We start from the raw sequence: 24,304 nt of genomic DNA, 5'->3' as shown, positions 1-24,304 counted from the left end.
CATGCTCTTCTACATTTGGACATTGTCGATTGTCATCGGATCGAGCGCGCTGGCGATCATGATAGTGCTGGTCGTCCTCAGAATCCTTCACGAAAGACGCCACGCGCGCGACGAAATCCTGCGCCGTAAGCTGATGACCTCGTTGATCCGCTTCAGCGAGGATGGCGAACGGGATGCGCTGATGGCGGTACTCGGTGAAATACCCGCGGCAATCGTGGCAGATTCCGGATTCGAATTCCTGTCGCTGCTGCGCGGGGATGAACGCCAGAGAATCGAGGACGTTTTCGGGGAAACGCGCCTGCCTGAGTTTGCCCGCAGACGTCTGCGCAAGGGCAATGAAGCGGAACGCATTCATAGCGCCGAAATCCTCACTGCGTTTCCGGGAACCGCCAGCGTGGAGGCCCTGCTCGAAGCGCTCGACGATCGCTCCCGGGAAGTCCGCATCGCCGCTTCAATCTCGCTAAACGCGCTCGGCGCGCTTCCGGCATTGCAGACCGTGCTCGAGCGGATTGGTCCGAGAGGTTTGCGCTCCCGCCGGCTGATCGATCTGTTCGAAAGCCTTCCCGCGGACCGCAGCGGCGAACTTCTCGCTAATGCGCTGATGGAGGACGGCTCGCCCTTCGTCAGGGCAGCGGCCATCGAGGCGCTCTCGCTCACGGAAGACTACCGTTTCCTGCGCGAGGTGGAAGTCTTGGCACGCGACCGATCGCCGGAAGTCGCCGCGGCCGCTCTTCGCGCGCTTGGCCGATCTGGTCATCCGGCGGCGGCGGGAACCGTGCTCGCGAGCTTGGGAAGCGGGGATTGGGAGGTACGCAGGGAGGCTGCGGAGGCGGCCGGCCGCATCGGCATCGCAGAAGCGGTAGAATCACTAACGTCGCTACTTGGGGATGGCGAGTGGGCCGTCCGCTACGCAGCGGGCAAATCCCTCAAGGAAATCGGAGCGACCGGGATGGAAGCGCTTCGGCGGACGGCAGTGGAGGAGACATCGCGCAGCCAGCGCACCGCTTCGCTCATCCTTTCAGAGGGGCTGGCCGCATGACCGACAGTTGGTACGGTCTGCTGCTCAACGTGGCAGGCGTGATCGCCTGGATCGTTATCGTCTTCGGGCTGATACAAACCGCTGTGTATCTTCTGCAGCTGGTGATTGCGGCTTACGCACTCTCCAGGCGCCCGCCCGTCGCTCGCTCGAGCCTGTTGTGGTATCGCTACGGCGACATTGCGCCCCCGATCTCGCTGGTTGTGCCCGCCTATAACGAGCAGATGAACATAGTGGAGAGCGTCCATTCCATGCTGTCGCTCGAATACCCCGCCTACGAGGTCATCGTCGTCAATGACGGATCCAAGGACGAGACGCTGAAGCGGCTGATCGACGCCTTCGAACTCGTATCTGTCCGGCGGCCCTTCGAGGAAACCCTCAAGCATGAACCGATCAGAGGGATCTATGCCTCGCCGCGATCCGATCGGCTGTTTGTTGTCGACAAATCCAATGGCGGCAAGGCCGATGCCCAGAACGCCGGCATCAACGTTTCGCGCGCACCGATCTTTTGCGTCATCGACGGCGATTCTATCCTCGAGCCGGATGCTTTGCTGAGAGCCGTGCAGCCGTTCATTGAGGACCCGGAACGAACGATCGCCGTCGGCGGCACCATCCGCATCGCGAACAACTCGACGATAGAAAGCGGGCGTGTGAAGACGGTTCGCCTCCCAAAGAAAATTTTGCCGCTCTTTCAAGTGGTCGAATATCTGCGCGCCTTCCTGATGGCGCGCCTGGCCTGGAGTCACGTCAACACGCTCATGCTGGTATCGGGCGCGTTCGGCGTATTCAGACGGAGGGAGGCTATCGCGGTCGGCGGGTTCACCAAGGGCTCCATGGGCGAGGACCTCGATTTCGTCATCAAGCTTCATCGCTACATGCTGGACAACAAGAAAGAGTACCGGATCGAGTTCATTCCCGAGCCCGTCTGCTGGACCGAGGCGCCGGAAACACTGGCTGTATTGGCCCGGCAACGCTCGCGCTGGCAACGCGGGGCACTGGAAGTGTTCTTCCGTTATCGGAGCATGCTGTTCAATCCCAGATACGGCCGCGTGGGCTTCCTCGGTTTCGGCCACATTCTGGTCGTTGACGTGCTAGGGCCGATCATGGAAGTGCTCGGCTACATCCTGATGCCGCTCTTTTGGCTGATGGGAGTGCTCTCTACGGAACACATGCTTGCCTACACCGCGCTCGTTTTCGTCTACGGCGTTTTCGTAAGCGTCGCCTCACTGATCCTGGAGGAGTTGGAGCTGAAGCGCTTTCCGCGCCCCCGAGACCTCGCGATTCTGACGCTAGCGGCGGTTGCCGAGAATTTCGGGTATCGTCAGCTCAACAATTTCTGGCGCGTCAAGGGATATTGGCAGTATCTGCGCGCTGATAACAATTGGGGCGAGATGACCCGAACAGGCTTTTCGAAGCAAGGCTGATCGCGATCATCTCGCGGGGTCGGAAGCCATCTCTAATGCCTTGATCAGTTGGTCCAGCGCCGCAGTGGCTTGATCGCCGCCCAGTCCTTCGATCAGCACGGACTCCATCTCAAATGCCCTGTTGCTGATCTCGGGGAAGCCGAGCGTTCCGCCAGTACCCGCAAGCGAATGCGCGATCCCCGCCAGGACCGATATTGCTTCCGCATCGCCACCATAGGCGCCAGATGATCTGAATTCTCGAAGATGACGAAGTTCAGACCGGCACCTTTCAAGGAAACGCTGTCGGATTCGATCTAGCGGGTCAGAAGTCACAGGTAGGCCGGCGATCGAGTCATCATATTACCAGCATGAAGGCGGTGCCTCTCAGCGTCAATATCGTACCTGTCTTGAGTTCAAGGCGATGCGTAGCTAACGGACAACAGGCATGCGTTCGGGGGAAAGTTCGCTGATGAATTCGGCGCCGTCGGGGGTGATGGCCACGATCTCTTCAAACTGGAAAACCGCTGATGCTCAAGTTTCGGTTCGAAATGCAGGATCATGCCAGACCTGATCACCGTTGTGTCGGTGACGGAGATCGAAGGTGGCTCCGTCACATCTAGCCCGCCGCCATGGCCTATCCGCGAGATGGCTCCGTAGTGACAGTCCAGACCCGCATCCTTCCAGAGTCTCCGGAAGTCATTGTAGACGTCACAACATTCCCTTCCCGACCGGATTGAAGAGGCAAGCTCGACCGTCAGGCCGCGTGTCAGCTCGTAGAGCTCGACCTCCCACGGCAGCGGTTCACCCGCCCGGGCCGTCCGGTTTCGATCAGCGGGGTAACCGCCGTAAGACGCACGAAAGTCCGTCCATATGTAATGTCCGTCTTCAAGACGACGTGTTCCGGGTGGGCGGCAGTAGATGAAATCGCCCTTGTTGAACAGCATCGCGATCGGGTCCGCGCTTTCTGCACCGTTGCGGTAGATCCGCTCCTGAACCATGGAACAGAGCGAGGGAGGGCAGAAATTGGAGCCAATTCGGAGCCGACGCTCTTTGCGGCGCAGTCCGTGGACGAAGTTCGATAAACCATGGCGCGGATAGGCACGACGCATCTGCGCCTCAGGCTCAGTGACATAAACGGTGATGGCTGCTTGTGGCCATCCCCAAATTGGCTGCGAAAGAATGAAAAGGGGGCGCAGCAGTATCGACAAGATGCCCATTGTCAGACATCTGAGTACTTCTGCGGCTGCCTCTTTGCGAATTTAGGGCTGCCGGATAGAGTGAGGCCCCTCTAATTGGTTATCGCTCTGCCGCACTTGCACCTGTCTCGAGGTGCGATCTCGTTGATTGCTGAAAAAATCGCGCTATGCATCTGCAACGGGCGCCAGCTCGCCTGAAATGGTCGGAACCAATTCAGCGACTGTGGGATGGATATGCATGGTGTTGGTGAGGACATCTACCGTTGCCCCCAACTGGATCATGCCCAGGATGGAATGGATCGCTTCATCGCCACCGGGCCCGAATATCGCGCCGCCAAGGATCGCGCGGGTGTCGGCGTCGACGACAATCTTCATCAGACCCTGCGTTTCACCTTTTTCGACGGCACGACCCACTCGGTTCATCGGGCGTTTGCCGATCAGGACTTTGTGGCCCTTCGCAAGAGCCTCGGTTTCCGACAGCCCCGTCCGGCCAAGCGGCGGGTCAATGTAGAGACCGTAGCTCATGACGCGGTCCGAGACCTTGCGGTCGCCACTTTCGAGCAAGTTGGACGCCACAATCTCAAAGTCATTATACGAGGTGTGGGTAAAGGCGCCTCTCCCGTTACAGTCTCCCAAGGCCCAGATGCCGGGAATGCTCGTTTCCAGGCGATCATTGACCCGAATATAGCCGCGTTTGTCGAATTCCACCCCCGCCTGGTCCAGGCCTAGATCGTCGGTGTTTGGCTGGCGGCCGACCGCAAGCAGGATATGGGAGCAGGCGACTTCGGGTTCGCCTGAGGTACAAACCACCCCCACGACAGGACCGGTCTCTGAATGCAAAAAGTGGATGCACTCGGCATTGGTGCGCACCGCAATGCCTTCTGCTTCCAGCACCTCGCGGATCGCCTCGGAAATCTCGGGATCTTCCTTGCTAGCCAGACGCGGACCGCGCTCGATAATTGTGACACGAGACCCAAAACGCCGGAACATTTGTGCGAATTCAAGCCCGATGTAGCTGCCACCGACGATCACCAGATGGTCAGGGCGCTCGTTCAGTTTGAAAATATCCGAATTGGTCAGGACGTCGACCTGATCGAGTCCTGGCAGATTGGGAATGGCAGCGCGAGCACCGACATTGAGGAAAATCTGGCCTGCGACGTAGATGTCGTCACCCAGCCTGACGCGGCTGGGCGATTCAAGCCGTGCGTGCCCGCGCACCAGCGTCAGCCCACTCATGCCGCCCAGCCAGGATTCGACACTATTGCGGGAATTGGCGCTGATGGCCAACGCCCGGCGCAAAACGGCATTGAAGTTGACCTCTGGGGTTGCGCCGACGGTGACGCCGTGTTCTTGCGCATGGGCAACCGAATGCGCGATCTTCGCGCTGGCCACCAATGCCTTGGTCGGGGTGCAGCCGGTATTAACGCAGGTGCCGCCGACCTGTTCTCGCTCGATCAGCGCTACGGTCTGGCCGGCGGCTGTCAATCGCCCCGCCAAAGGCGGGCCGGCTTGACCCGCACCTACGATGATCGCATCGAATGACTTGGTCATGACGCCCTAGGATAATGAGAGGTCAGGTCGTTTCCTGCGAGGATAGCGTCGAGCGGGGCCATTGGCGAGGCGTTGTTGCATTCCAAAGGCCATAACGTTTCATTGGAATAGCGCCCACGCGCCTCGTAGCGATATAGGTTATTTCGGCATGGCCGCGCTGTAGTCCAGGCCATCCAGCAACAGCATCATCATCATCAGTTCGATATGCGCAGCTCCAGCCCGGTAGCAAAAGCAAAGGTTTCCGATTGTGCGCAGCAGATCAAATGGTGCCACGTCGGTACTGACTTCGCCCGCATAAGCGCCGCGGCGATGCCGAGCATGAAGGTCCCTGCCCGCAGCACTTCGGGAGTGACGAGGTCGAGCAAGGTCAGGATCGCCAGCAGGGCGGCCGCGAGAAGGCCTAGCAGCTGCGCCGCCATCAGCATCCCGCGGCGGTCGACGATGTCGGCTAGCGCGCCGGCCGGAAGCGCGAGCAGGAACATCCAGCGTCGTCGCCGCCTGCGATCGCCCTCTTCCCGGAACGCCGCAAGGGGCGGACGTTTCGGCGTCTGCCCGGATTGAACCCTGGCCCAGTAGCCTCGTGGCGGTTTGGGAACCTGAAGACGGGCGCATAGCTTAGCGATTGCGACATCCGACAGGCCAAGTTCCCGGGCACCCCTGCGTCGGCTTTTCCCAAACCAGCGCGAACAGTCCCTCGCGCGAGAGCTCATTTGACGACATTTGGGCTCCTTTCTGGTCAATGGCGCCGGGCACCCTTCGTCTTGCTATCGACACCTATCTCTTTTCATGAGCGACTTTCGACATCGGTGATTGATTTTCAATCCTTGAGCTGTAAATTCCCTTCGACAGAATGTGCGATGCATGATTGCTTTTCGACGATCATGAGAGAAAGCCGACATGAAACTGGATATCGGGACTCCTGCCCATTTTCAGAACGAACCCGTTCCAGAGGGCACGCGGCTCGCAGGGTGGGCCGCTCTCGTCCACGTGCTCGACGTGAAGGCGCCCGTGAGAAGCCCCGCCTGCATTTCCGAACGCCATGTGCGCGGCAATCGCCGGCAGGAGGGCATCTGGGAAGTCTACGACAAGCGATATCAACCGGACGACACCCTGGACGCCCATCTCGGCTTTGCCCTGCGCCATGAGCCGATCGATCTTCTGGTTCTCAAACGCATCCTCGATGCATTGCCGGAACAGGACCTCATAGATTTCATCCAGCGAACACCGACCGGCGCGGTGACGCGGCGCGCGTGGTTCTTTTATGAAATTCTGAGCGGCAAGCGCCTCGATATCGACGACGCCCCCACAGTCACCGCCGTCGACGCACTCGATCCCGAAGTCTATTTCACCGGCCCCGCGTCGCTGTCTCTGCGCCATCGCGTGCGTAACAATTTGCTTGGCACGGGTACGTTCTGTCCGATCATCAGGCGCACGAGAAAGCTGGAAGCATTTCTGGCCCTCGACCTTTCCAGAAAGGCGCAGGAGACCATCGGCCGAACGGGCGCACATGTCGTTTCCCGGGCCGCGAGCTTTCTCCTTCTCGCCGACAGCCGCGCGAGCTTTGAAATCGAAGGGGAAGGCGCACCGGCCAACCGGCTCGAGCGTTGGGGGCGTGCTGTTTTGGAGGCCGGCAAGCGTCCGCTAAACCAGACCGAGATCTACCGCCTGCACCGCATCCTCATCGGCGACGACCGGTTCACCGAGATCGGATATCGCAGCGAGGGTGTGTTTCTGGGCGAGCGGGACCATAACCATGATCCGCTGCCCGAGTTCATCGGTGCCCGTCCTCAGGATGTTCCCGAGATCATGAGCGGCCTCAATGAATGCAACAACAGGCTGCGGACCTCAGACGTCGATCCTGTCCTGCAGGCCGCGGCAATCGCGTTCGGGTTTGTCTATGTGCACCCGCTGGCCGACGGCAACGGGCGCCTACATCGCTGTCTCATTCACCACGTGCTCGCCGAGCGCAAATACACCCCGCCAGGCATGGTATTTCCCGTTTCCGCCGTCATGCTGGATCGCATCGACGACTACGTCACGACCCTGAAGCGGCATTCCGGTCTCCTGATGGAGTTCATCGACTGGCGCGCCCAGCCCACTCACAATGTCGAGGTGACCAATGACACGGCGGACCTCTATCGCTATTTCGACTGCACCGAGGAGGCTGAGTTCTTGTTTAGCTGCGTGCAGCAAACCGTAGAGGTCGATCTGCCGCGCGAGATCGACTACCTAAAATGCCGCGATCAGGCGCTGACCGCCATCATGAACCTGGTCGAAATGCCTGACCGCATGGCGCAGGACCTCATCATGCATATCCGCCAGAACGGCGGGTCTCTCAGCAAGCGCCGCCGCGCCAGCGAGTTTGAGAAGCTGCGTGATGAAGAGGTGCAGCAAATCGAGGCAATTGTCGCGGATGCCTTCGAAGATTTTGACAATAGATACGGCATAGAACCCTAAGCTTCAGCCATCGTGTTGTTCGGGATCGCGCTGCGGTTCGAGCAGATAGAGATCGCCACGACGGGTATGGCGGAAGGGTGCCTCGGCGAAAGATACGGGCACGCGTCAGCGCGGAGTTCGAATCCCTCTCGGTGCGCCGCACCGGGTGAAGATGACAACTACGTTTACGCTATTGCCCTATAAACGTGCCTTCGCTGACAGGGAGTAACTTCTCTGAAATTAAGGATGTTTCTTGCTCACTGGCCTGACTATCGGCACAGGTGGTTTCGGTGGCCTTTTTTGCTGCGCCAACGGCCTTCGGCGAGATCGGGTAAGCGTGACAACGGCGGCAGGTGGCCGCCGCTTTCTCTTCGCATTTGAGCTAGTCTAGACACCGACTCGCTTGCTTATCTCTTTGTAGTAAGCGTCCTCGAAGGCTCGGGAGTGATTAGCTCTTAAGGTTGTAATCTGAGCGACAGGTGCGGCAGGATTTTTCAGTGCAGATAGGAGGCATAGAAATTTCGCGTGCGTAATGCCGGTTCCACGGGATGGATTTGGTGCCTTTAACGCGTCAAACATTGACTTAAATGTTGGAAGATCGGTCGCAAGTTTCATATGGAATTTGTATGTGTCGCGCACACCGGAATTTAAGGTATCCCCGAGAAGACGCTTAAGAGGCGTCTCTTCGGGCGAACCGTGAAACAAGGGAATGAACGAAGCCGCCAGACGACCCAGCCGCTCATGCGGTGACCAAACGTTTCGGGCATCTCGAAGAGTTGTGAGAATCTGCGCGGGCGTCCCATATTTCGACAGCAGCCAAAGCCTTGAATAGAGCCCAAAGTAGCTTTGTGGATCATTGCTCGCGATGACAGCCTCAAGCATTGCGTGACATCGCTTGTTTTTGACAAATGTTTCGACAAGATAGTTTGACATCTCCACCATCGCGGCGTCATCAACAAGAAGACCTGACTGACTTGCCCTTGCTAGAATGCCCGCGATCGATGGAGTAAGGGGGCGACTTCTTATAAACGAATAAACATTCTGTCGAACCGATGGTCTTCTTTTGACAAGATCTTCGAGGGCTTCAGGCTTCACCATAGCGCCGGTTTTAGCCGCAAGACCCAGCCATCGCTTCAGAACCTTTTCGCCGTTCCCTGCGTCAAATGATTTTTTACGAAGTCCTTGCCTGATTCTGGCTTCAACATGAGATCGCTGCCGGTCCAGCGGAAGTCCGTGTTTCACGCGGTGATCGACGCTTGCCTGAACTGAATCTAGCCGCGCGTTCTCGAAAATTCGGAAATGTCGGATAGCCTCGGACCGTGTAAGAATGACTGTCTTGCCGCTGTTCAAACGAACCTGCTTCGTCTGAAGGACGAGATCGACGGTCTTCAATGCCCGTTTGGCATCGACGATCGTGTCTACACCTATATCGATGTCGTCCATGTAACGCACGAAGTCTCGTCCGGGATCGCTCGCAAGGTACGAATCTAGCTCGTAGAGGAAGCAGTGCGCTAACAAGCGAGGTGCATCAAGATTGATCTGGGGCAACCCAACCTCGATGCGAGGAGTGTAATCCGGCTGCCAAAGAAGATCACTGAGGACGTATATAAGCATATCAATCACACATTCATCGACGCCGCTGATCGAAGCAATGGCGTTGCGGAGATGAACGTATGAAATACTGTCGTAGTAGTTGGCGATATCTGTTACGACGACGAACTTGCGCGTCTTTGAAAACTCAAACAGCTCCTTCTGGAAATTCAACCAAGCTGCGAACGTCCCGTAACCACTCGGTGGTGACGAGAACTTGTGGTCCTTCGGTTCAAAGAATGCCTTGCTCGTAGGCGCCTTACCTTTGATTTCAGAATAGAGAGCATCAGATAGGCACTGCAAGACGATGGCATCTCGTATGCTTGGAATGACGAGCTGCCTGCAAAGCCCTTTGCTTTTTTCGACAAGGATCCGTTGCGCTTTCTGCGGTACATAATCACCTGATAATATCAAATGCGAAAGTTTTTGGCTCTCTACTTTGCGTGACACATGGAAGTCGAAATTCTCTATTCCATCGCACATGAACTGATCGCGCATTGAGACTTTAACTTTCTCTTTCCAGACCCTTTCGATGTTCTGTGGAGAAAATATCGTTCGCAGCTTCTTCGCACGTATGTCAAATCTAGGGGATCTCATGAGGCGGATCGCACGGCCATGGTCTTTATTGTCGAATGATGTCCGCTACTCATCGCCACCCTCTCTGCCTGCGAAAAGGTCCCCCTGATCTGTGTCGATTTCGCTAAATGCACCCAAAACCGCAGACAGAGCATTATCGTCCAGAGGCTCAGACAGGGCATCGCCATTGAACTCTAGAACGCGCAGAACCCTGATATTCTTGGGTGAATTGGCTTTTCCCTGAAAAGCCCACTGCACCTTGATCGTGTCCATGATGTGGATGTTGAGCTGTTCGGCTTTCACCAAACCCCAGAACTGCTCATCTTCAATCCGGAAAAGCCGCTCGCGGCCCTTGGCGTCCTTCGCCTTCCAAGCACGCTGGCGATCTTCCCTTTCCCAATTCGGGGACGTGACCTTGAGGTCAACAATGGCCGTTTGCCACGGCTCGTCGTTCTCGTCCTTCACCGGCGGGAGAACAACCTGTAGGCGTGCGAAGTCGCTTCGGTCGATTGGGAAAACAGGCTCGTCCTCGAACCCAACTGCACGGATATCAGGTGTGGCGGCGCAAGCTTCGTAAAACTCGTTCCGTGCGGCGAATCCATCGCGGAAGCGCGTCGTAGTTATCCCGACCGATTCCAGTTCGGCGACATCTGTTTGAAGGAAGGATTTTGTTGTTTCGACAAGGAATTCAGCGGCGGCAAGGCATTTCGCGTCGTCGTCTTCTGGCGCTTCGTCCGCTTCCTCAATGACCCCGTCATCCTCATCAGAAACGATCTGCTCCCTGATCGCCGAACCTGCCTGCTCCGCCCAGTGTGCCGGTTCATGTAATGTCAGACCACGGATGAAGGCCTGACCGATATCGCTTTCCGTAAATGTCCAAACAGCGATCCAGCCGCCAAGTAAATAGACGCCGATACTGCTTTTGAAGGAGCCTTCCTGCGGCGGAAGAACCAGAATCTCATATTTCAGCTTTCCATCGAAAAGCTCTCTGTTCAAAGAGGCGATGATGGCTTCGGCCTGTTCGGCGGTACGCACAAACGTATTGAGGGGTATGGCATGGGCCGGTAAATCAAAATGGATTGGCAGGATGGCAAGCGCGCCATCCCTTCTTGATTTCGATTGCACCATCCCCGCGCCCCTCCCGACGCAGCCTGTTGCGGCTGCTTACATTTGTATTGATCCCAACACGACAAACATACTCATTCGCTAATATCCAACGCCGGAAGGCTGCGGACGATTTTCATCGTCTCCAAGCTGACGGTAATGACGCGCTGGAAAAGTTCCAGCGGATAGGCCGGATTGCCAACGGTTTCGATGGCATAGCGATTGGCATCGTTGACGATACCGCTGGCCTTGTCGGTCTTGACCACCTGACGTTCCATCACCCATTCGAGGGCAGGCTTGCCGTTAACGACATAATCATACGCCTCAAGCGGGATATCCTGCATGGTAATGTTGGCGTTGTAGATGACAACGGATTTGTCTTTTGCTTTGCTGCTGCCGCCGAATTTCATCTTCGTAAGGCGATAAAACGCTTCCGGATCAGGGATGTTTGCAAGGCGCAAATCACCTTGCTTGAAAGTGACCGGGTACAGTTCAACACTTTCATAGTCAGCGTGCAGGTTGCCCAACTCCCGGCCGGCCGTAACAAACGCCCAAAAGTCCGCTGCCGTCCTGACCGTCGGAATGCGCGGCAACTGTTTGGACAGGTTATCGGCATAGCGGGCGAGGTAATCCTCAGAATGTAGAAGCCCGTAAACGTAGTGGAACAGGTCATCCTTGGTGATGGTTTCATTGGGGTAGGCCGCCTGAAAATGGGCCAGCCCCATATCTGTGATAGCATTCCGGCGCTGCCGCACGCCTGGTGCGGTTCCGGCAAGCAAACTGCCCTGCGGGTCGTCCGCCGTGTCCTCATCGTAGAGGTAGCGCGGGAAACATTGAGCATCGCCATTGCAATGCAGGTCAGGCAATAGCTTGCTCATTATGGCGATCATCCCCTGACCGTCATACTTGGCGTCAATCTGTATTACGCTATTTTCCGCCTCGGCCTCTCCCATCGGAAAGATACGCGGCATCTGATAAACACGGTTGTTAAAAAATCTATCGTAATAAGCGTAGCTCTTTGTAAAGGGACGATACAAGCTTACTCGAATATTTTGATCGCGAAACTCACCGTAATTATTATTAAGAATTCCAATTTTTTGAGCGTGATCCCAGCTAATTTTCGATGCATCTTTGTCAATAAATTCGTCAATGATACTTTCATTAAATGAGCGATCGTTATCGCCATTAGCATTCATGAATCTCCTAACTTCAAAATTATAAAAATCGATCATCCTCTCCATATTGCGAGCCACAGAATCTCTGGACGAATTATATGCCCAAGCATCACGATTTGTCTTTATTCCACTCGAATAGTTTTCAAACAAAACTTGCTGCGACTTCTCCTTCTTGTCCCCAATTCTGATAAAATCATCAAAGCTTACATTGCGCTGATTGATCCAGTCATTGTGTTCGTTCGGATCGATACTTAACCAACTACCTATCCCGCGAATGCTAGCAAAATCCTGTATGATGGCTAACTTCTGCTTCTGGTCGAGGTAGTCACCGATATCATAGAAATGGATGCGCCCATGTTCTTCTGCGTCGGGGTTCTTAACAAGTACGCTGATTGATATTGGGGTGCGCGTTCCCTCGCCGAAAACATTACCTTTTTCTTTACGTCGTTTCTCACCAGATGTGCGTGCATTCCCCCGTAGATGGAAAATATAGACGTCGGAAAATTCATCCTTTAGGCAGGAACGCATCCCGTCCGCTGCGTTTCCATCTAGCCAGCCTGCATTGCTGACATAGGCCATAACACCCGCATCGCCGATCCTGTCGGATGCCCAGCGGAACGCACGGATATAGCTGTCGTAGAGTGAGTTCTTTAGCGTGGCAGTGGATCGCGCTGCATATGTATCACGGATGCGACCATCAAGAGTCGGATAGGCTACATTAGCGTTATTGTCGTTTGCGCTGCCTTGCCCTGCCGAATATGGCGGATTGCCAACAATAACTTTAATATCCGTCGCCTTCTGCCGTTTCCGGCGTTCGGAGTTGTCGGGCATATAGTGCGAAATTAGGTCATCGCTTTCGTACATCTGGAATGTGTCGGTGAGGCAAATGCCCTCGAACGGCACATAGTCGCCACCCATGATGCCGTGATAGACGGCTTCGATGTTGATGGCGGCGATGTAGTAGGCCAGCAATATAATCTCGTTGGCATGGATTTCATTCCGGAATTTGCGTTCCATCTGATCCGGCGCAATCAGGCCTGATTGCAGCAAACGCGTGATGAACGTACCGGTCCCCGTGAACGGGTCGATGATATGGACGCCTTCGGAACCGAATGTCTGCCCGAACTCCTGCTGCAAAACCTCGTTCACCGACTGGATGATGAAGTCCACGATTTCAACCGGCGTATAGACGATGCCCAATTTCTCGGTCGTGCGCGGGAAGGCTTTGCGGAAGAATTTGTCGTAAAGCTCGACAATAAGCCGCTGCTTGGCCTGCGGATCGGTGATGCCTGATGCGCGCAACCGCACGCTGGCATAGAACTTTTCAAGGTCTTTGGATTCCTTGTCGAGATTGGCTTCGTCCAGCACGTCCAGAACACGTTGCATAGCGCGGGAGACGGGGTTCTCGCTAGTGAACTGGTGGCCTTCAAACAGCACCTCAAACACCGGCCGGGTGATGATGTGCTGCGCCAGCATTTCGACAGCATCATCTTCGGTGATGCTGTCATTCAGATCGTCTTTCAGCTCCCCGTGGAATTCATCGAAGGCACGGCGGGCTTCGGTGTCCGGATCGGCAAGGATGCCTTTCAAACGGCTGATGTGGTTCTTGGCGATCTCGGCAATGTTGGTCGCCCAATCTTCCCAATAGTCGCGGGTGCCGCACTTCTTGACGATCTTCGCCATGATGGCGCGGGAGAATTCATCAACGGAGAAAGCAAGCTCGCCCTGCACCTCGCCGGTGACGATCGGATCGCGCCCCGGTGTGCCGATGCCCGACCGTTCGAGTTTCGAGCGCGTCGGCAGGTCTTCCACAACGGCAGTGACCGCCTGCAATTCGGCATTCTGGGTAACGCCGATGATCTCGATCGCATTGCTGACATCCTGCCCCAGCGATGCCTTGTTGATGGTCGCATCGAATCGATCATCATGGGCGCGCAAGGCGTTGAGGATTTGCCAGACAACGCGATACTTCTCGTTGTCGTTCAAAGCCTGTTCCGGCGGAACGCCTGCGGGGACACCAACGGGCAGGATGACATAGCCCATCTTCTTACCCTCGGCGCGGCGCATCACGCGCCCGACCGATTGCACAACATCAATCTGGCTCTTGCGCGGATGAAGGAACATGATGGCGTCGAGCGCCGGAACGTCCACTCCTTCGGACAGGCAGCGCGCATTGGTCAGGATACGGCAGATATCGTCGCCTGCATCGGCTTTCAGCCAATCGAGCAATGCGCCACGGGACTTGGCATTGAACGTGCCGTCAACGTGCTCGATCTCGCACCGCAGGGACAATCTGTTTTCGGCGTCATCTTCGTCGGTGTAGTCGAGATATTCATCGACAACCGTGCCGAACTCGTCACGGATCAGCTTGGAGCTGCGGATGTCTTTGCAGAACGCCAATGCCCGGCGCATGGGATGCGGATCGGCGGCGACATCGGCTTTCATGTCGGCTTTGGTCAGGGCCTTGTAGCAACCGATGATCTTGGTCGCATCATCAAGGACAAGCTCGGAACTGCCGTCGCCAAGCCGCTTCTGGATCGCCGAGCTGACAAGCCCTTCATCCATTGCCAGCACGACAACTTTGTAGTCGGTCAAAAGGTTGTTCTGCACTGCCCATGAGAAGCCACGGTAAAACAGCGTTTTGCCGAACAGCTTCTCGTCATCCATGGAAGCCAGAACAGCGTCGGCTTCATCGGCACGGCTCTTCACGTTGTCGCCGAAGATGCGCGGCGTGGCCGTCATATAGAGGCGCTTCTTGCCGCGAATAATGTCGTTGGAATGGACTTTGACGAAATTGGATTCGTCCTCACCCGCCAGTGTTGCGCCGGTGGTACGGTGAGCCTCGTCACAAACGATGAGGTCGAATTCCGGCAGGCGATGCTTCTGCTGCGCGTCTGCTACAACCTGAATAGATTGGTAGGTCGCAAACACCACGGTCATCTTGTCCGGCACGACCTCGCCCGCGCTTTCGGAAAGCTTGGCGGCGTTGGTCGTGGCAGGGAATGCGAGGTCCAGTACGTCGATTTCGGCAATGTCATCATTGCTCTGACGACGCTTGCCGACCTGCGTATCGGAACATACCGCAAAGGATCGCAACGGGGTTTCGGTGTCCGCCGTCCATTCGCGTACCGTCTGCGACATCAGGGCAAGGGACGGCACAAGGAACAGGACAAGCTTTCCTTCCCCTGCAACGTCTTCGGCTATCTTGAGACTGGTGAAGGTCTTGCCTGTTCCGCAAGCCATGATGAGCTTACCGCGATCAGCTTCGGCCAGTCCGGCGCGCACCTCACGCAAGGCGTCCTGCTGGTGTTCGCGGAGTTTCTTTTTGTCGGCCAGCACCACTTCGCCCTTGGCGGCGAAGGTTCCCCAACGGATAGGACTTTCCTGCATTTCGGACAGGTTGATCCGAAGGACGGGGATGGCCTGTCCACGGATCATGGTTTCGGCGTTCTCGCTCCAAGCCTTTTCGGTGCTGTCAATGATGACGCGCCGTTTGAACGGGGCTTTGCCCGATGCTGATATGAAGCTGTCGATGTCCTCTTTCCTGATGCGGTAGGCAGCATCATAGAATTTGCACTGGATCGCGGCGAAGCCGTCTTCGTCGCGAAGCTTGGCTACAAGGTCGATTCCGGTGTCGCGGGCATCCCAGCCGTTGGCGTCGGCCCAATCCTTGAAGGTCTGGACCTGCTCATACTGTTCAAGCTGGATCGGATCATGGGTGAGGTAAGCGATGGCGAAACGCTCGAAATACGTTCCCTTTTCCCGCTCGGTACGCGCTGCATCACGGTAGGTCTGCAAAAGCGATTGCAGCGTCTGTTCGGCCATGTCTTCCCCCAAGCCCCTGTTCGGGCATTCACCTGTTGCGCCGGAACCGGCATTCGTGCCTGTTCCATTAGCGCGGCGTCACGTTCGGTTTCGTTGCGGGTTGCGCGTCCGACGACGCGCTGTTCCTACGGACAAAATCGCGCATGAACTCCCGTATGACCTGCGCGGCAGGCCGATCCAGAACCTGACAGGCTGCAAGGAATTCATCCCGCAGCTCGCGCTCGATCCTGATTCGCATACCAGTGTCTTTTTTCATAATTCGCAGTGTATCCGGCGGATACACAAAAACCAGCCCTGAGGATATGGTTACCGCCAGCAAACACCGGGAATTCGTCTAGCGACCGTCCAGCTCTCTACCACGCAATCTGTGAGCGCGTTCGCCTGCGGGCCGGCGCGGCTTTCGCCGCGTCCCATCTGATACCTAATTCTAAGGGCGCTGTCCTCGCGCAGCGCAAAGACAACTCTTCGGCCTTTCGCGGCATAAACGGCCCGCTCCCCGCAAGCGGGTCCCCTCCATTTATTCCACGGTGCCAAAGAGTTGTCTGGCACCTTACTACCCCGGTCTCGCCGACGGGCAAGGGTTCAGGAGCGGCGCTTCGCTGCTCTGAACCCCAAACCCGAAGGAACAGAGACATGACCATCGCAGCCGACAGCAGCCTCCGCATCTATGTTGCCTGCCTTGCCGCGTACAACAATGGCTATCTACATGGGGCTTGGATCGACGCGGATCAGGACGCCTACCAGATCAGGGACCAGATTGCCGCGATGCTTGCCCGTTCTCCTGTCGAGCACTCGGAGGAATACGCCATTCACGACTGTGAGGGCTTCGAGGGCGTCAGCATCTCCGAATATGCCGGCATCGACAGCGTGGCGCGGATGGCCGCTTTCATTGCAGAGCATGGCGCACTCGGCGCGCGCCTGCTGGAGCAGTTCAGCGGCGACATGGACCAAGCCGAAACCGCTTTGCAGGACTGCTATCATGGTCAGTTCGCCAGCCTCGCCGACTATATGGAGGAACTGACCGCCGAAAGCGTCATGATCCCCGAGGCGCTGCGCCACTATGTTAACTGGGACGCGATGGCGCGCGACGCCGAGATGGGCGGCGACCTGTTCACCATTGAGACCGCGCATGGCGAAGTGCATGTGTTTTCCAGCAGGTGAAAACATGACTGCCTGTCCGTGCCAATACGGGCAGGCGTCGCGGAATCTCCGGCTGTCGCCAACCCCTAAATACCAAAAATGATCGAGTTAGCCGCACAAGGTATCTGCTTTGAGCGGCTTCTATATTTCCGGTGATCCTTGAACCTCTTTTTGCCGGGCGCTGCCCAGCATCCCGGCTTGGGGAGGTGACGCCATGCTCAGCATCGATTGGCGATCTCCGGCGGCATACGGGCACACAAAGCACATAGCTGCCGCTGGTTTCGAAGTTCGTCGTCACCCGCGTTCCGGCATCGCCGGAAAAGCCGCACGGCCTCGATTACTCGCTCACGCTTCACGGGCCTTCGGGCGAACGGCTGGTCGGCTTCGATAACGCCCATCCGGTCGGCCGAGGCAGGAGGGGCGAGCCGATGGACCATCGGCACCGCCTCCAGACCGTGAAGCCCTACGCCTACGAGGATGCGGCCACGTTGCTGGCCGACTTCTGGCAGGCGGTTGACGCGGTGTTGAAGGAGCGAGGTGCCCTATGACTACATTGAAAGTCGGGATTGCCGACTACGAAGAAATGAAGGCCCGCACCATGCGGATCGCTAAAGGCGAGGAAAAGCCCGCGCCCGGCGATCCGAAGGTGTGGTTCACCTCGACCGAATCCTTTGCCAAGGTGCTGTCGGCCGGGAACCGCGAGCTGCTGCGCATCATCGCCGAGAAAGCCCCGGCGTCGCTGGAGGAACTGGCGGAAATTACCGGCCGGGCCGGCTCCAATCTGTCACGCACCCTGAAAACCATGGAGAGCTACGGCCTTGTGCGGTTTGAGCCGGGCCACGGCCGCAAGCTCGCGCCCAAGGTGGTGCATGACCGCGTGGAACTGGCGTTGCCCCTGATCGACCGTCCGAAGCCAAGGAAGGCTATGGGAGATCGGCCATGAACATGCACAGCCCAACCGTTACTGCCCGCGCCGCCCTCTATCTGCGCGTCTCGACTGCCCGGCAGGCCGAGCACGATATTTCCATCCCTGACCAGAAGCGGCAGGGCGAAGCCTATTGCGAGCAACGCGGCTTCCAGCTCGTTGAGACGTATGTTGAACCGGGCGCAACCGCCACCAACGACAAGCGCCCCGAGTTTCAGCGCATGATCGAGGCAGGCACGTCCAAGCCCGCCCCCTTCGATATTGTCGTGGTGCATAGCTTCTCGCGTTTCTTCCGCGATCACTTCGAGATGGAGTTCTACGTTCGCAAGCTGGCGAAGAACGGCGTCAAGCTGGTGTCCATCACGCAGGAGATGGGCGACGATCCCATGCACCAGATGATGCGACAGATCATGGCGCTGTTCGACGAATACCAGTCGAAGGAGAACGCCAAGCACGTCCTGCGCGCAATGAACGAGAACGCCCGGCAAGGCTTCTGGAACGGCGCACGGCCGCCTATCGGCTATCGCATCGTCGCGGCCGAGCAGCGGGGATCGAAGACCAAGAAGATGCTGGAGATCGACCCGCTGCACGCCGACACCGTGCGGATGATCTATCGCCTGTTCCTTGAAGGCGACGGCACGCGCGGCGCGATGGGCGTCAAGGCCATCGCCACCTATCTCAACGAGCGCCGTTTCTTCACCCGCGACGGCGGACGATGGGGGCTGGCGCAAATCCACGCCATCCTGACCCGCACCACCTATATCGGCGAGCACAGGTTCAACACGCGCTCGCACAAGGACCGGGAGAAGAAGCCGGAGAGCGAGGTCCCCATCATGGCGGTGCCGCCCCTGATCGAGCGCGAGATTTTCGATGCGGTGCAAGCCCGCCTCAAATCCCGCAATCCCATGGTGACGCCTGCGCGTGTCTCCAGCGGCCCCACGCTGCTGACAGGCATTTGCTTCTGCGCCAAGTGCGGAGGTGCGATGACGTTGCGCACCGGCCAAGGCAGCACGGGAGCGACATACCGCTATTACACCTGCTCGACCAAGGCGCGGCAGGGCAAGACCGGTTGCAAGGGCCGCACGATCCCGATGGACAAGCTGGACCATCTGGTCGCCGATCATATCTGGGATCGGCTGCTCCAGCCCAAGCGACTGGAAACTGTCCTCGCCAGCGTCATCGACCGGCGGCAGGAGCGCGCCGAGCGCCGCCGCGAGCATCTTGCCGAGCTTCAAAGGCGAATCACGGAAGCCGACCAGCGGCTCGGCCGTCTCTTTGACGCCATCGAAGCGGGCATGGTGGACAAGGACGACGCCATGGCGAAAGAGCGCATGGTGAGCCTAAAGGCGTTGCGGGATCAGGCCGCCGCCGACGCCGAGCGCACCCAGCTCGCGCTCGACAGTTCAGGCAATCAGGGCGTCAGCCCCGATATGCTCAAGGGCTTCGCCCGCAAAGCCCGCGAACGGATACGACTCGATGATGGCGGCTACCGACGCGACCATCTGCGCGCTCTGGCGCAGCGCGTCGAGGTCGCCGACGACGAGGTTCGCATCATGGGATCGAAGTCGGAACTGCTGCGAACGCTGGTCGCCGCTTCTAGCGTAGAAACGGCGGTGTTCGGCGTTCATAGTTCTGTTCTGAAATGGCGCGCCAAATACCGCCGATTGCCGTCTATTGCCGCCGATATTGCCCGCATCGAACCTAATCGAATCCACCTGAGCTAGCATTTCCTCGGTCAACAGATTCCAGCACCTCGGGCATGAGGTCATAGCCCTCGTCCTCCAGATCGACGTCGCGCGGCAGGACATGCGATACAAGATCCTTCGGCGTCGCAGATCGAGCGCTTTCCCCTCCACAAGCGAGGATAGGACAATCAGCTTGAAATTGACGTCAGCCAAAGGAGCGTCAGGGTTGACTTATCAGGGTCTAACCCAGCGCATGACTATAATCGCGATCATAATTCGCAACAGGTGATGGGTCGAAACGAAAATCGGATTAAGCTGCATCGCCATGGCTATCAGTGACATCTCGATGATGCCCCCTGGCGCGTATGCGAGAAATATCGCGTACACATCCATCCCGCTCAGTCGCGCCACCATCCACGCAAAGCACGCGGTGAGCGCGTAGGTGGCAGTCGAACTGATAATGATGAGCCGAATGGCGAGGATGAGCTTGCGGGGCGGCATGCCCTCGAACCGTGCGCCGAGATTCGCGCCTATGATGATTTGGGCCGCGATTATGACCCATACGGAGATCGTGGCTGAAGAGAGCCCGCTGGCATGACAGACCGCGCTGACAAGCAGCGGCCCAAAAAAACTGGCAGCCGGAAGGCGCATCAGCCGGCCCGCCGTTACACCGACCAATGTTATGGCGATGCACTCGAACATGTTGCGCCACCACACGAGATCGCTGCCGGAACCAGGTGCCACCACCACGCCGGCCGTGTCCAATCCCGTCACCAAAGCTAGTCCGAGCGGTACCAGTATGACGCACGCAATCATGCGCAGCACGTGCAGCATGGTCATCATCTGCACGTCACCCCCGGCGGCCTGGCCGAGCTCAATCGACTCCACGAGGCCTCCGGGCACTGCTGAATACCATGCCGTTTGTTGTGAGATGTGCGGTGATAGCAAAAGCAGCCGGTAGACAAGGTAATGTAGCAGCGGCAGGAAGATCACCAGAGCAAGAATGGTGATCCACCATCGTGGCATCTCCGCCACGACTGCCGGAGTAAACCCCGCGCCGATACCAGTGCCTATGAGCGGGATGGCTATCGCGCGCGCCAGTGGAGGGAGGTCGAGGCTAGCGGACCCGATCCTGATGCCAAGCGCGGCGGCCAGCCCGACTGTAACGACTGATCCGAGAAGCCAGGCAAGCGGCAGGTTCAACCATGCTGCAAAAGCACCGCCCGCAATGGCCAGCACGGTGGTGGCAAATACAGCGCGGGAATGCGTGTGTCCCCAAAGAAGCCGCAATCGTTTCATCAAGACCGCCTGACAATCGCATCGCTCTAAAATTGACATACCTGATACTCAAATATTTATCAGCAGGGAAGATTTGCCGTAGGTTTGAGTTGGTCATGCGCCACATGATCGCCGTTGGCAGATTGGTGCACGCAGTCGCCATTGGGTGATTTCGTTTGGGCAGGGCAGTCTCGTTCGTCGCCGTGCGGATGGCGCGATTTTTGGGGGCTCTAATCTACCGTATGGCCGATTGACAAGGGAAATCGCACGCAATACTGGTTTTTGTCAAATGGCGCGCAGTCATCCTGCCGGGTAGGTGGTGTGGCGAAGGCAGGAATTTTTATGCGCTTTCGTCTGGTTGTCAGGGTAGTGAAGTTGCGGCCCTGATACGGCCTGTATGTTGAACTGCGCCGGAGGGGAGGATTGGTTTGGACAAATTTGCAAGCATACCCATTATTGGAATTTGCTGTTTTTTGCATTCGGGATCGGCCGGGGGGCGAGTCTGATGGAGGGCGATGGGGGCTTGAGGCCGTGGTCGCATCTGCTGCCATCTGGGGTGTCCGCCGATTACCGCCCACCTGTCGGAACCCTGAACGCTTTGATGGCGCCGGGTTGGGTCGATCACGCGTCGAGGCTCGCTATCGAATACTACGGCGAGCAGTGGACCTATGCCGATCTGCATGCGCGTGTCGCGCAAACTGCGTCAGCGCTGTGCGCCCGCGGCATTGCGCGTGGCGACGTCGTTGCACTCTATCTGCCGAATACCAACTGGCAGCCGGTATGGTTCCTGGCGGTGCTGGCTGCTGGCGCAACTGTGGTCAATCTCTCGCCGCTCGATGCGCCTCGGGAGCTGACGCACAAGATGGCCGACAGTGGCGCGCGTTGGCTCGTCAGCGTCGATGGCGATAGCTACCTGTCGCGAGTTGCGACGTTGAAGCAACAGTTTCCCGATCTTGTCGTTGTGACGTGCGACGATGCGATGACACCGACGGGTACTGTGCCGGATCACGCAGTGCGGCACGCCGATCTCGTTGCCGATCATAAGGGCGCGCAGCTGCCGGATGTTCCGGTCGCTCCCGACGATATTGCGCTGCTTCAATATACGGGCGGTACGACGGGATTGCCCAAGGCTGCAATACTGAGCCAGCGAAACATTGCCGCGGCGGTTCAGAGCTACAGTGAGTTGTTTCGCGGCGAGCCGCAATTCGGGCCGGACCAGCGGGCTCTCGTCTACACGCCGCTCTTCCACATATTCGGTCTCACAACGAGCCTCCTGCGCCGGTTGTCCGAAGGCGCGGGCATTTACCTGCGGCAGCGCTTCGACGCGGCTGAGGCGCTGAATCTGATCCACGAGAAACGCATAACCACCTTCGGAGGTGTGCCGACCATGTGGATCGGACTGCTCCAGCAGCCCGACCTTGAGACCAAGGATCTGTCATCGATCAACTATGCGATATCCGGGGGAGCGCCGTTGCCCGTGGCCGTGGCTCGGCGTGTCAGGGAGTTGATGGGGGTCAACATTCGCGGAGGGTGGGGCATGACCGAAACATCACCGGTCGGCATCAACATTCCGGCTACGCTGCCGCCGGGAAAAGACGGCACCGTCGGAATACCGGTCCCGGGCATCGATATTCAGATTGTTGCCGCTGACGACCCGCGCAGGCTGCTCGGTCCCGGCGAGCGCGGGGAGCTTCGGGTGCGCGGCCCCAGTGTGACGAGAGGCTATTGGAATCGCCCCGAAGAGACGCGTGACGCCTTCGTGGATGGCTGGCTGATGACCGGTGACATCGGCTATATGGACGATGACGGCTACTTCTACATAGTCGATCGCAAGAAGGACATGATCGTCTCGTCCGGCTTCAACGTCTATCCGGTTGCGATCGAGAGGGCCGTGCACGAGCATCCTTCCGTTGTCGACGTGGCCGTTATCGGGATTCCCGACCCATATCGCGGCGAGGCCGCCAAGGCGTTCGTGGTGTTGCGCGAAGGCGCAGCCGAATTCTCGCTGGAAGAGCTGCGCGAATTCCTGGCCGATCGTCTGGGCCGCCAAGAGATGCCGCAACAACTCGAATTCCGTTCTGCCCTTCCGCGAACGGCCGTGGGCAAGACATCGCGGCTGGAGTTGCGCGAGCAGGAACGTGACCGCCACGCTACGACCTCGAACTGACGGAGAGCCAGTTGGATCTGAGTTTTACCGCCGATGAAGATGCCTTTCGCCAGGAAGTACGCAGCTTCATCAAGGACAATCTGCCCGAAACAACGCGCCGCCACATGGAGCAGTTCAGATCGCCGACCCGCGACATGATTGTCGAGTGGTCGCGGATACTGCATGCCCGCGGCTGGGGTGCGCCGCGCTGGCCGGCGGAATATGGCGGGCCGGGCTGGGATGCCGTCCGGCAATACATATTCATCGAGGAATGCCAGGCCGCGCCTGCGCCTGATCTACTAAGCTTCGGCGTAAACATGGTCGGGCCGGTGATCTACACCTTCGGCAGCGCTGAGCAGAAGGCGAGATATCTGCCGCGCATTTCGTCGATGGAAGATTGGTGGTGTCAGGGGTTTTCGGAGCCGGGTGCTGGTTCGGATCTGGCCTCGCTGAAGACGCGTGCGGTCCGTGACGGTGACGGCTGGGTCATCGATGGCCAGAAGACATGGACCACCTACGGCCAGTACGCCAATATGATCTTTGTCCTTGCCCGCACCAATCCGGGGACGAAGAAGCAGGAAGGAATTTCATTCTTCCTCATCGACATGAACACGCCCGGTATCACCTTGCGGCCGATCCAGACCATCGACGGGGGCTATGAAGTCAATGAGGTGTTCTTCGACAATGTGCGTATCCCGGGCGATGCGCTTGTCGGGCAGGAGGACAAGGGCTGGGACTACGCGAAGTTTCTGCTCGGCAATGAGCGTGTCGGCATCGCCCGCATCGGCATTTCCAAGGGCCGTATGCGTCTCATCCGCGATGCTGCATCTGCCTCTGTTCGAGACGGCCGGCCGCTGATCGAACACGCGCGCTTCCTCGATCGTTTCATAGGGCTTGAAGTGGAGCTGAAGGCACTGGAACTGACCGCCTTGCGGCTGCTTGCCGCTGAGGCCAAACGTGGCAACAGCACGACGGCCGATCCCGCCTCTTCGGTGCTCAAGATAAAGGGGGCGGAAATTCAGCAGCGCACCTCCGAGTTGATGCTGGACGTTGCCGGCACGGCCGCGTTGCCTTGGCCCCAGGGGGATGAGAGCCTACGCGCATCGACGCCGGGGCCGTCCTGGGCGGATGCTGCACCTGCGCTTTATTTCAATCTCCGCAAGGTCTCCATCTATGGGGGCGCGACGGAGGTGCAGAAGAACATTATCGCCAAGCTGATCCTGGGACTGTGAGCCGAC

General features: G+C 57.9%; 16 protein-coding genes. 9 read left to right on the top strand and 7 right to left on the bottom strand.

What is annotated here, in order from left to right:
• Position 1: 1 nt before the first annotated feature.
• The gene (locus AAFN55_RS25560; RefSeq protein WP_347801813.1) at positions 2-1,039 is read left to right on the top strand and encodes a HEAT repeat domain-containing protein; all 1,038 of its coding nucleotides are present in this window, start codon (positions 2-4) and stop codon (positions 1,037-1,039) included.
• Between the two features lie 38 nt (positions 1,040-1,077).
• The gene (locus tag AAFN55_RS25555) at positions 1,078-2,460 is read left to right on the top strand and encodes a glycosyltransferase (protein WP_347801812.1); all 1,383 of its coding nucleotides are present in this window, start codon (positions 1,078-1,080) and stop codon (positions 2,458-2,460) included.
• A 392-nt stretch (positions 2,461-2,852) separates the two neighbouring features.
• On the opposite strand, the gene AAFN55_RS25550 is transcribed toward AAFN55_RS25555, so the two are convergent.
• The 3 genes from AAFN55_RS25550 to AAFN55_RS25540 form a co-directional block, all read right to left on the bottom strand.
• Entirely contained in the window at positions 2,853-3,656 is an 804-nt protein-coding gene (locus AAFN55_RS25550; RefSeq protein WP_347801811.1) for a M24 family metallopeptidase, read from the bottom strand.
• Between the two features lie 144 nt (positions 3,657-3,800).
• Positions 3,801-5,186 (bottom strand): FAD-containing oxidoreductase, encoded by a 1,386-nt coding sequence (locus tag AAFN55_RS25545; protein WP_347801810.1) that lies wholly within the window; start codon positions 5,184-5,186, stop codon positions 3,801-3,803.
• Between the two features lie 194 nt (positions 5,187-5,380).
• On the bottom strand, positions 5,381-5,668 hold the full coding sequence (locus AAFN55_RS25540; protein WP_347801809.1) for an MFS transporter: 288 nt from the start codon (positions 5,666-5,668) through the stop codon (positions 5,381-5,383).
• Positions 5,669-6,083: 415 nt separating this feature from the next.
• Between AAFN55_RS25540 and AAFN55_RS25535 the strand changes: the two genes are divergently transcribed.
• The gene (locus AAFN55_RS25535; RefSeq protein ID WP_347801808.1) at positions 6,084-7,643 is read left to right on the top strand and encodes a Fic family protein; all 1,560 of its coding nucleotides are present in this window, start codon (positions 6,084-6,086) and stop codon (positions 7,641-7,643) included.
• Positions 7,644-8,009: 366 nt separating this feature from the next.
• Here the strand turns inward: AAFN55_RS25535 and AAFN55_RS25530 are convergent, their stop codons facing one another.
• From AAFN55_RS25530 to AAFN55_RS25520, 3 genes are all read right to left on the bottom strand, one after another.
• Positions 8,010-9,710 carry a hypothetical protein gene (locus tag AAFN55_RS25530; protein WP_347801807.1) on the bottom strand — a complete coding sequence of 567 codons (1,701 nt, stop codon included), beginning with the start codon at positions 9,708-9,710 and terminating at the stop codon, positions 8,010-8,012.
• Between the two features lie 144 nt (positions 9,711-9,854).
• The gene (locus AAFN55_RS25525) at positions 9,855-10,916 is read right to left on the bottom strand and encodes a hypothetical protein (RefSeq protein ID WP_347801806.1); all 1,062 of its coding nucleotides are present in this window, start codon (positions 10,914-10,916) and stop codon (positions 9,855-9,857) included.
• A gap of 71 nt (positions 10,917-10,987) precedes the next feature.
• Entirely contained in the window at positions 10,988-15,892 is a 4,905-nt protein-coding gene (locus AAFN55_RS25520) for a type ISP restriction/modification enzyme (protein WP_347801805.1), read from the bottom strand.
• A gap of 633 nt (positions 15,893-16,525) precedes the next feature.
• Here AAFN55_RS25520 and AAFN55_RS25515 point away from each other — a divergent pair.
• The 4 genes from AAFN55_RS25515 to AAFN55_RS25500 all read left to right on the top strand — a co-directional run bounded on the left by AAFN55_RS25515 (position 16,526) and on the right by AAFN55_RS25500 (position 19,681).
• Complete coding sequence (locus AAFN55_RS25515) at positions 16,526-17,053, top strand: antirestriction protein ArdA (RefSeq protein ID WP_347801804.1); 528 nt, start codon at positions 16,526-16,528, stop codon at positions 17,051-17,053.
• Between the two features lie 248 nt (positions 17,054-17,301).
• Positions 17,302-17,580 (top strand): DUF6516 family protein, encoded by a 279-nt coding sequence (locus tag AAFN55_RS25510; protein WP_347801860.1) that lies wholly within the window; start codon positions 17,302-17,304, stop codon positions 17,578-17,580.
• A complete protein-coding gene (locus AAFN55_RS25505; RefSeq protein ID WP_312165127.1) occupies positions 17,577-17,975 on the top strand; it encodes a helix-turn-helix domain-containing protein in 399 nt (132 codons plus the stop codon). Before AAFN55_RS25510 ends, AAFN55_RS25505 begins: the two co-directional genes overlap by 4 nt.
• Positions 17,972-19,681, top strand: a complete 1,710-nt coding sequence (locus AAFN55_RS25500; RefSeq protein ID WP_347801803.1) for a recombinase family protein — start codon at positions 17,972-17,974, stop codon at positions 19,679-19,681. Before AAFN55_RS25505 ends, AAFN55_RS25500 begins: the two co-directional genes overlap by 4 nt.
• Before the next feature lie 195 nt (positions 19,682-19,876).
• Here the strand turns inward: AAFN55_RS25500 and AAFN55_RS25495 are convergent, their stop codons facing one another.
• Positions 19,877-20,941, bottom strand: coding sequence for an AbrB family transcriptional regulator (locus tag AAFN55_RS25495; protein WP_347801802.1), 1,065 nt, complete (start codon positions 20,939-20,941; stop codon positions 19,877-19,879).
• A 376-nt stretch (positions 20,942-21,317) separates the two neighbouring features.
• Here AAFN55_RS25495 and AAFN55_RS25490 point away from each other — a divergent pair, with 376 nt between their 5' ends.
• Together AAFN55_RS25490 and AAFN55_RS25485 are read left to right on the top strand one after the other, a co-directional pair.
• Positions 21,318-23,087: an AMP-binding protein gene (locus tag AAFN55_RS25490; RefSeq protein WP_347801801.1), complete on the top strand. Its 1,770-nt coding sequence runs from the start codon at positions 21,318-21,320 to the stop codon at positions 23,085-23,087.
• Positions 23,088-23,098: 11 nt separating this feature from the next.
• Positions 23,099-24,298 carry an acyl-CoA dehydrogenase family protein gene (locus AAFN55_RS25485; RefSeq protein WP_347801800.1) on the top strand — a complete coding sequence of 400 codons (1,200 nt, stop codon included), beginning with the start codon at positions 23,099-23,101 and terminating at the stop codon, positions 24,296-24,298.
• Positions 24,299-24,304: the final 6 nt, after the last annotated feature.

This window comes from Mesorhizobium sp. CAU 1732 (assembly GCF_039888675.1).
In the GTDB taxonomy this organism is placed as follows: Bacteria; Pseudomonadota; Alphaproteobacteria; order Rhizobiales; family Rhizobiaceae; genus Aerobium.
This window is presented reverse-complemented; position numbering and strand designations above follow the sequence as displayed.

Coding starts and splice junctions, on each gene's coding strand:
- AAFN55_RS25560 (WP_347801813.1), top strand. CDS start 2: ATGCTCTTCTACATTTGGACATTGTCGATTGTCATCGGATCGAGCGCG.
- AAFN55_RS25550 (WP_347801811.1), bottom strand. CDS start 3,656: ATGGGCATCTTGTCGATACTGCTGCGCCCCCTTTTCATTCTTTCGCAG.
- AAFN55_RS25545 (WP_347801810.1), bottom strand. CDS start 5,186: ATGACCAAGTCATTCGATGCGATCATCGTAGGTGCGGGTCAAGCCGGC.
- AAFN55_RS25540 (WP_347801809.1), bottom strand. CDS start 5,668: ATGTTCCTGCTCGCGCTTCCGGCCGGCGCGCTAGCCGACATCGTCGAC.
- AAFN55_RS25535 (WP_347801808.1), top strand. CDS start 6,084: ATGAAACTGGATATCGGGACTCCTGCCCATTTTCAGAACGAACCCGTT.
- AAFN55_RS25530 (WP_347801807.1), bottom strand. CDS start 9,710: ATGCGCGATCAGTTCATGTGCGATGGAATAGAGAATTTCGACTTCCAT.
- AAFN55_RS25525 (WP_347801806.1), bottom strand. CDS start 10,916: ATGGTGCAATCGAAATCAAGAAGGGATGGCGCGCTTGCCATCCTGCCA.
- AAFN55_RS25520 (WP_347801805.1), bottom strand. CDS start 15,892: ATGGCCGAACAGACGCTGCAATCGCTTTTGCAGACCTACCGTGATGCA.
- AAFN55_RS25515 (WP_347801804.1), top strand. CDS start 16,526: ATGACCATCGCAGCCGACAGCAGCCTCCGCATCTATGTTGCCTGCCTT.
- AAFN55_RS25505 (WP_312165127.1), top strand. CDS start 17,577: ATGACTACATTGAAAGTCGGGATTGCCGACTACGAAGAAATGAAGGCC.
- AAFN55_RS25500 (WP_347801803.1), top strand. CDS start 17,972: ATGAACATGCACAGCCCAACCGTTACTGCCCGCGCCGCCCTCTATCTG.
- AAFN55_RS25495 (WP_347801802.1), bottom strand. CDS start 20,941: ATGAAACGATTGCGGCTTCTTTGGGGACACACGCATTCCCGCGCTGTA.
- AAFN55_RS25490 (WP_347801801.1), top strand. CDS start 21,318: ATGTTGAACTGCGCCGGAGGGGAGGATTGGTTTGGACAAATTTGCAAG.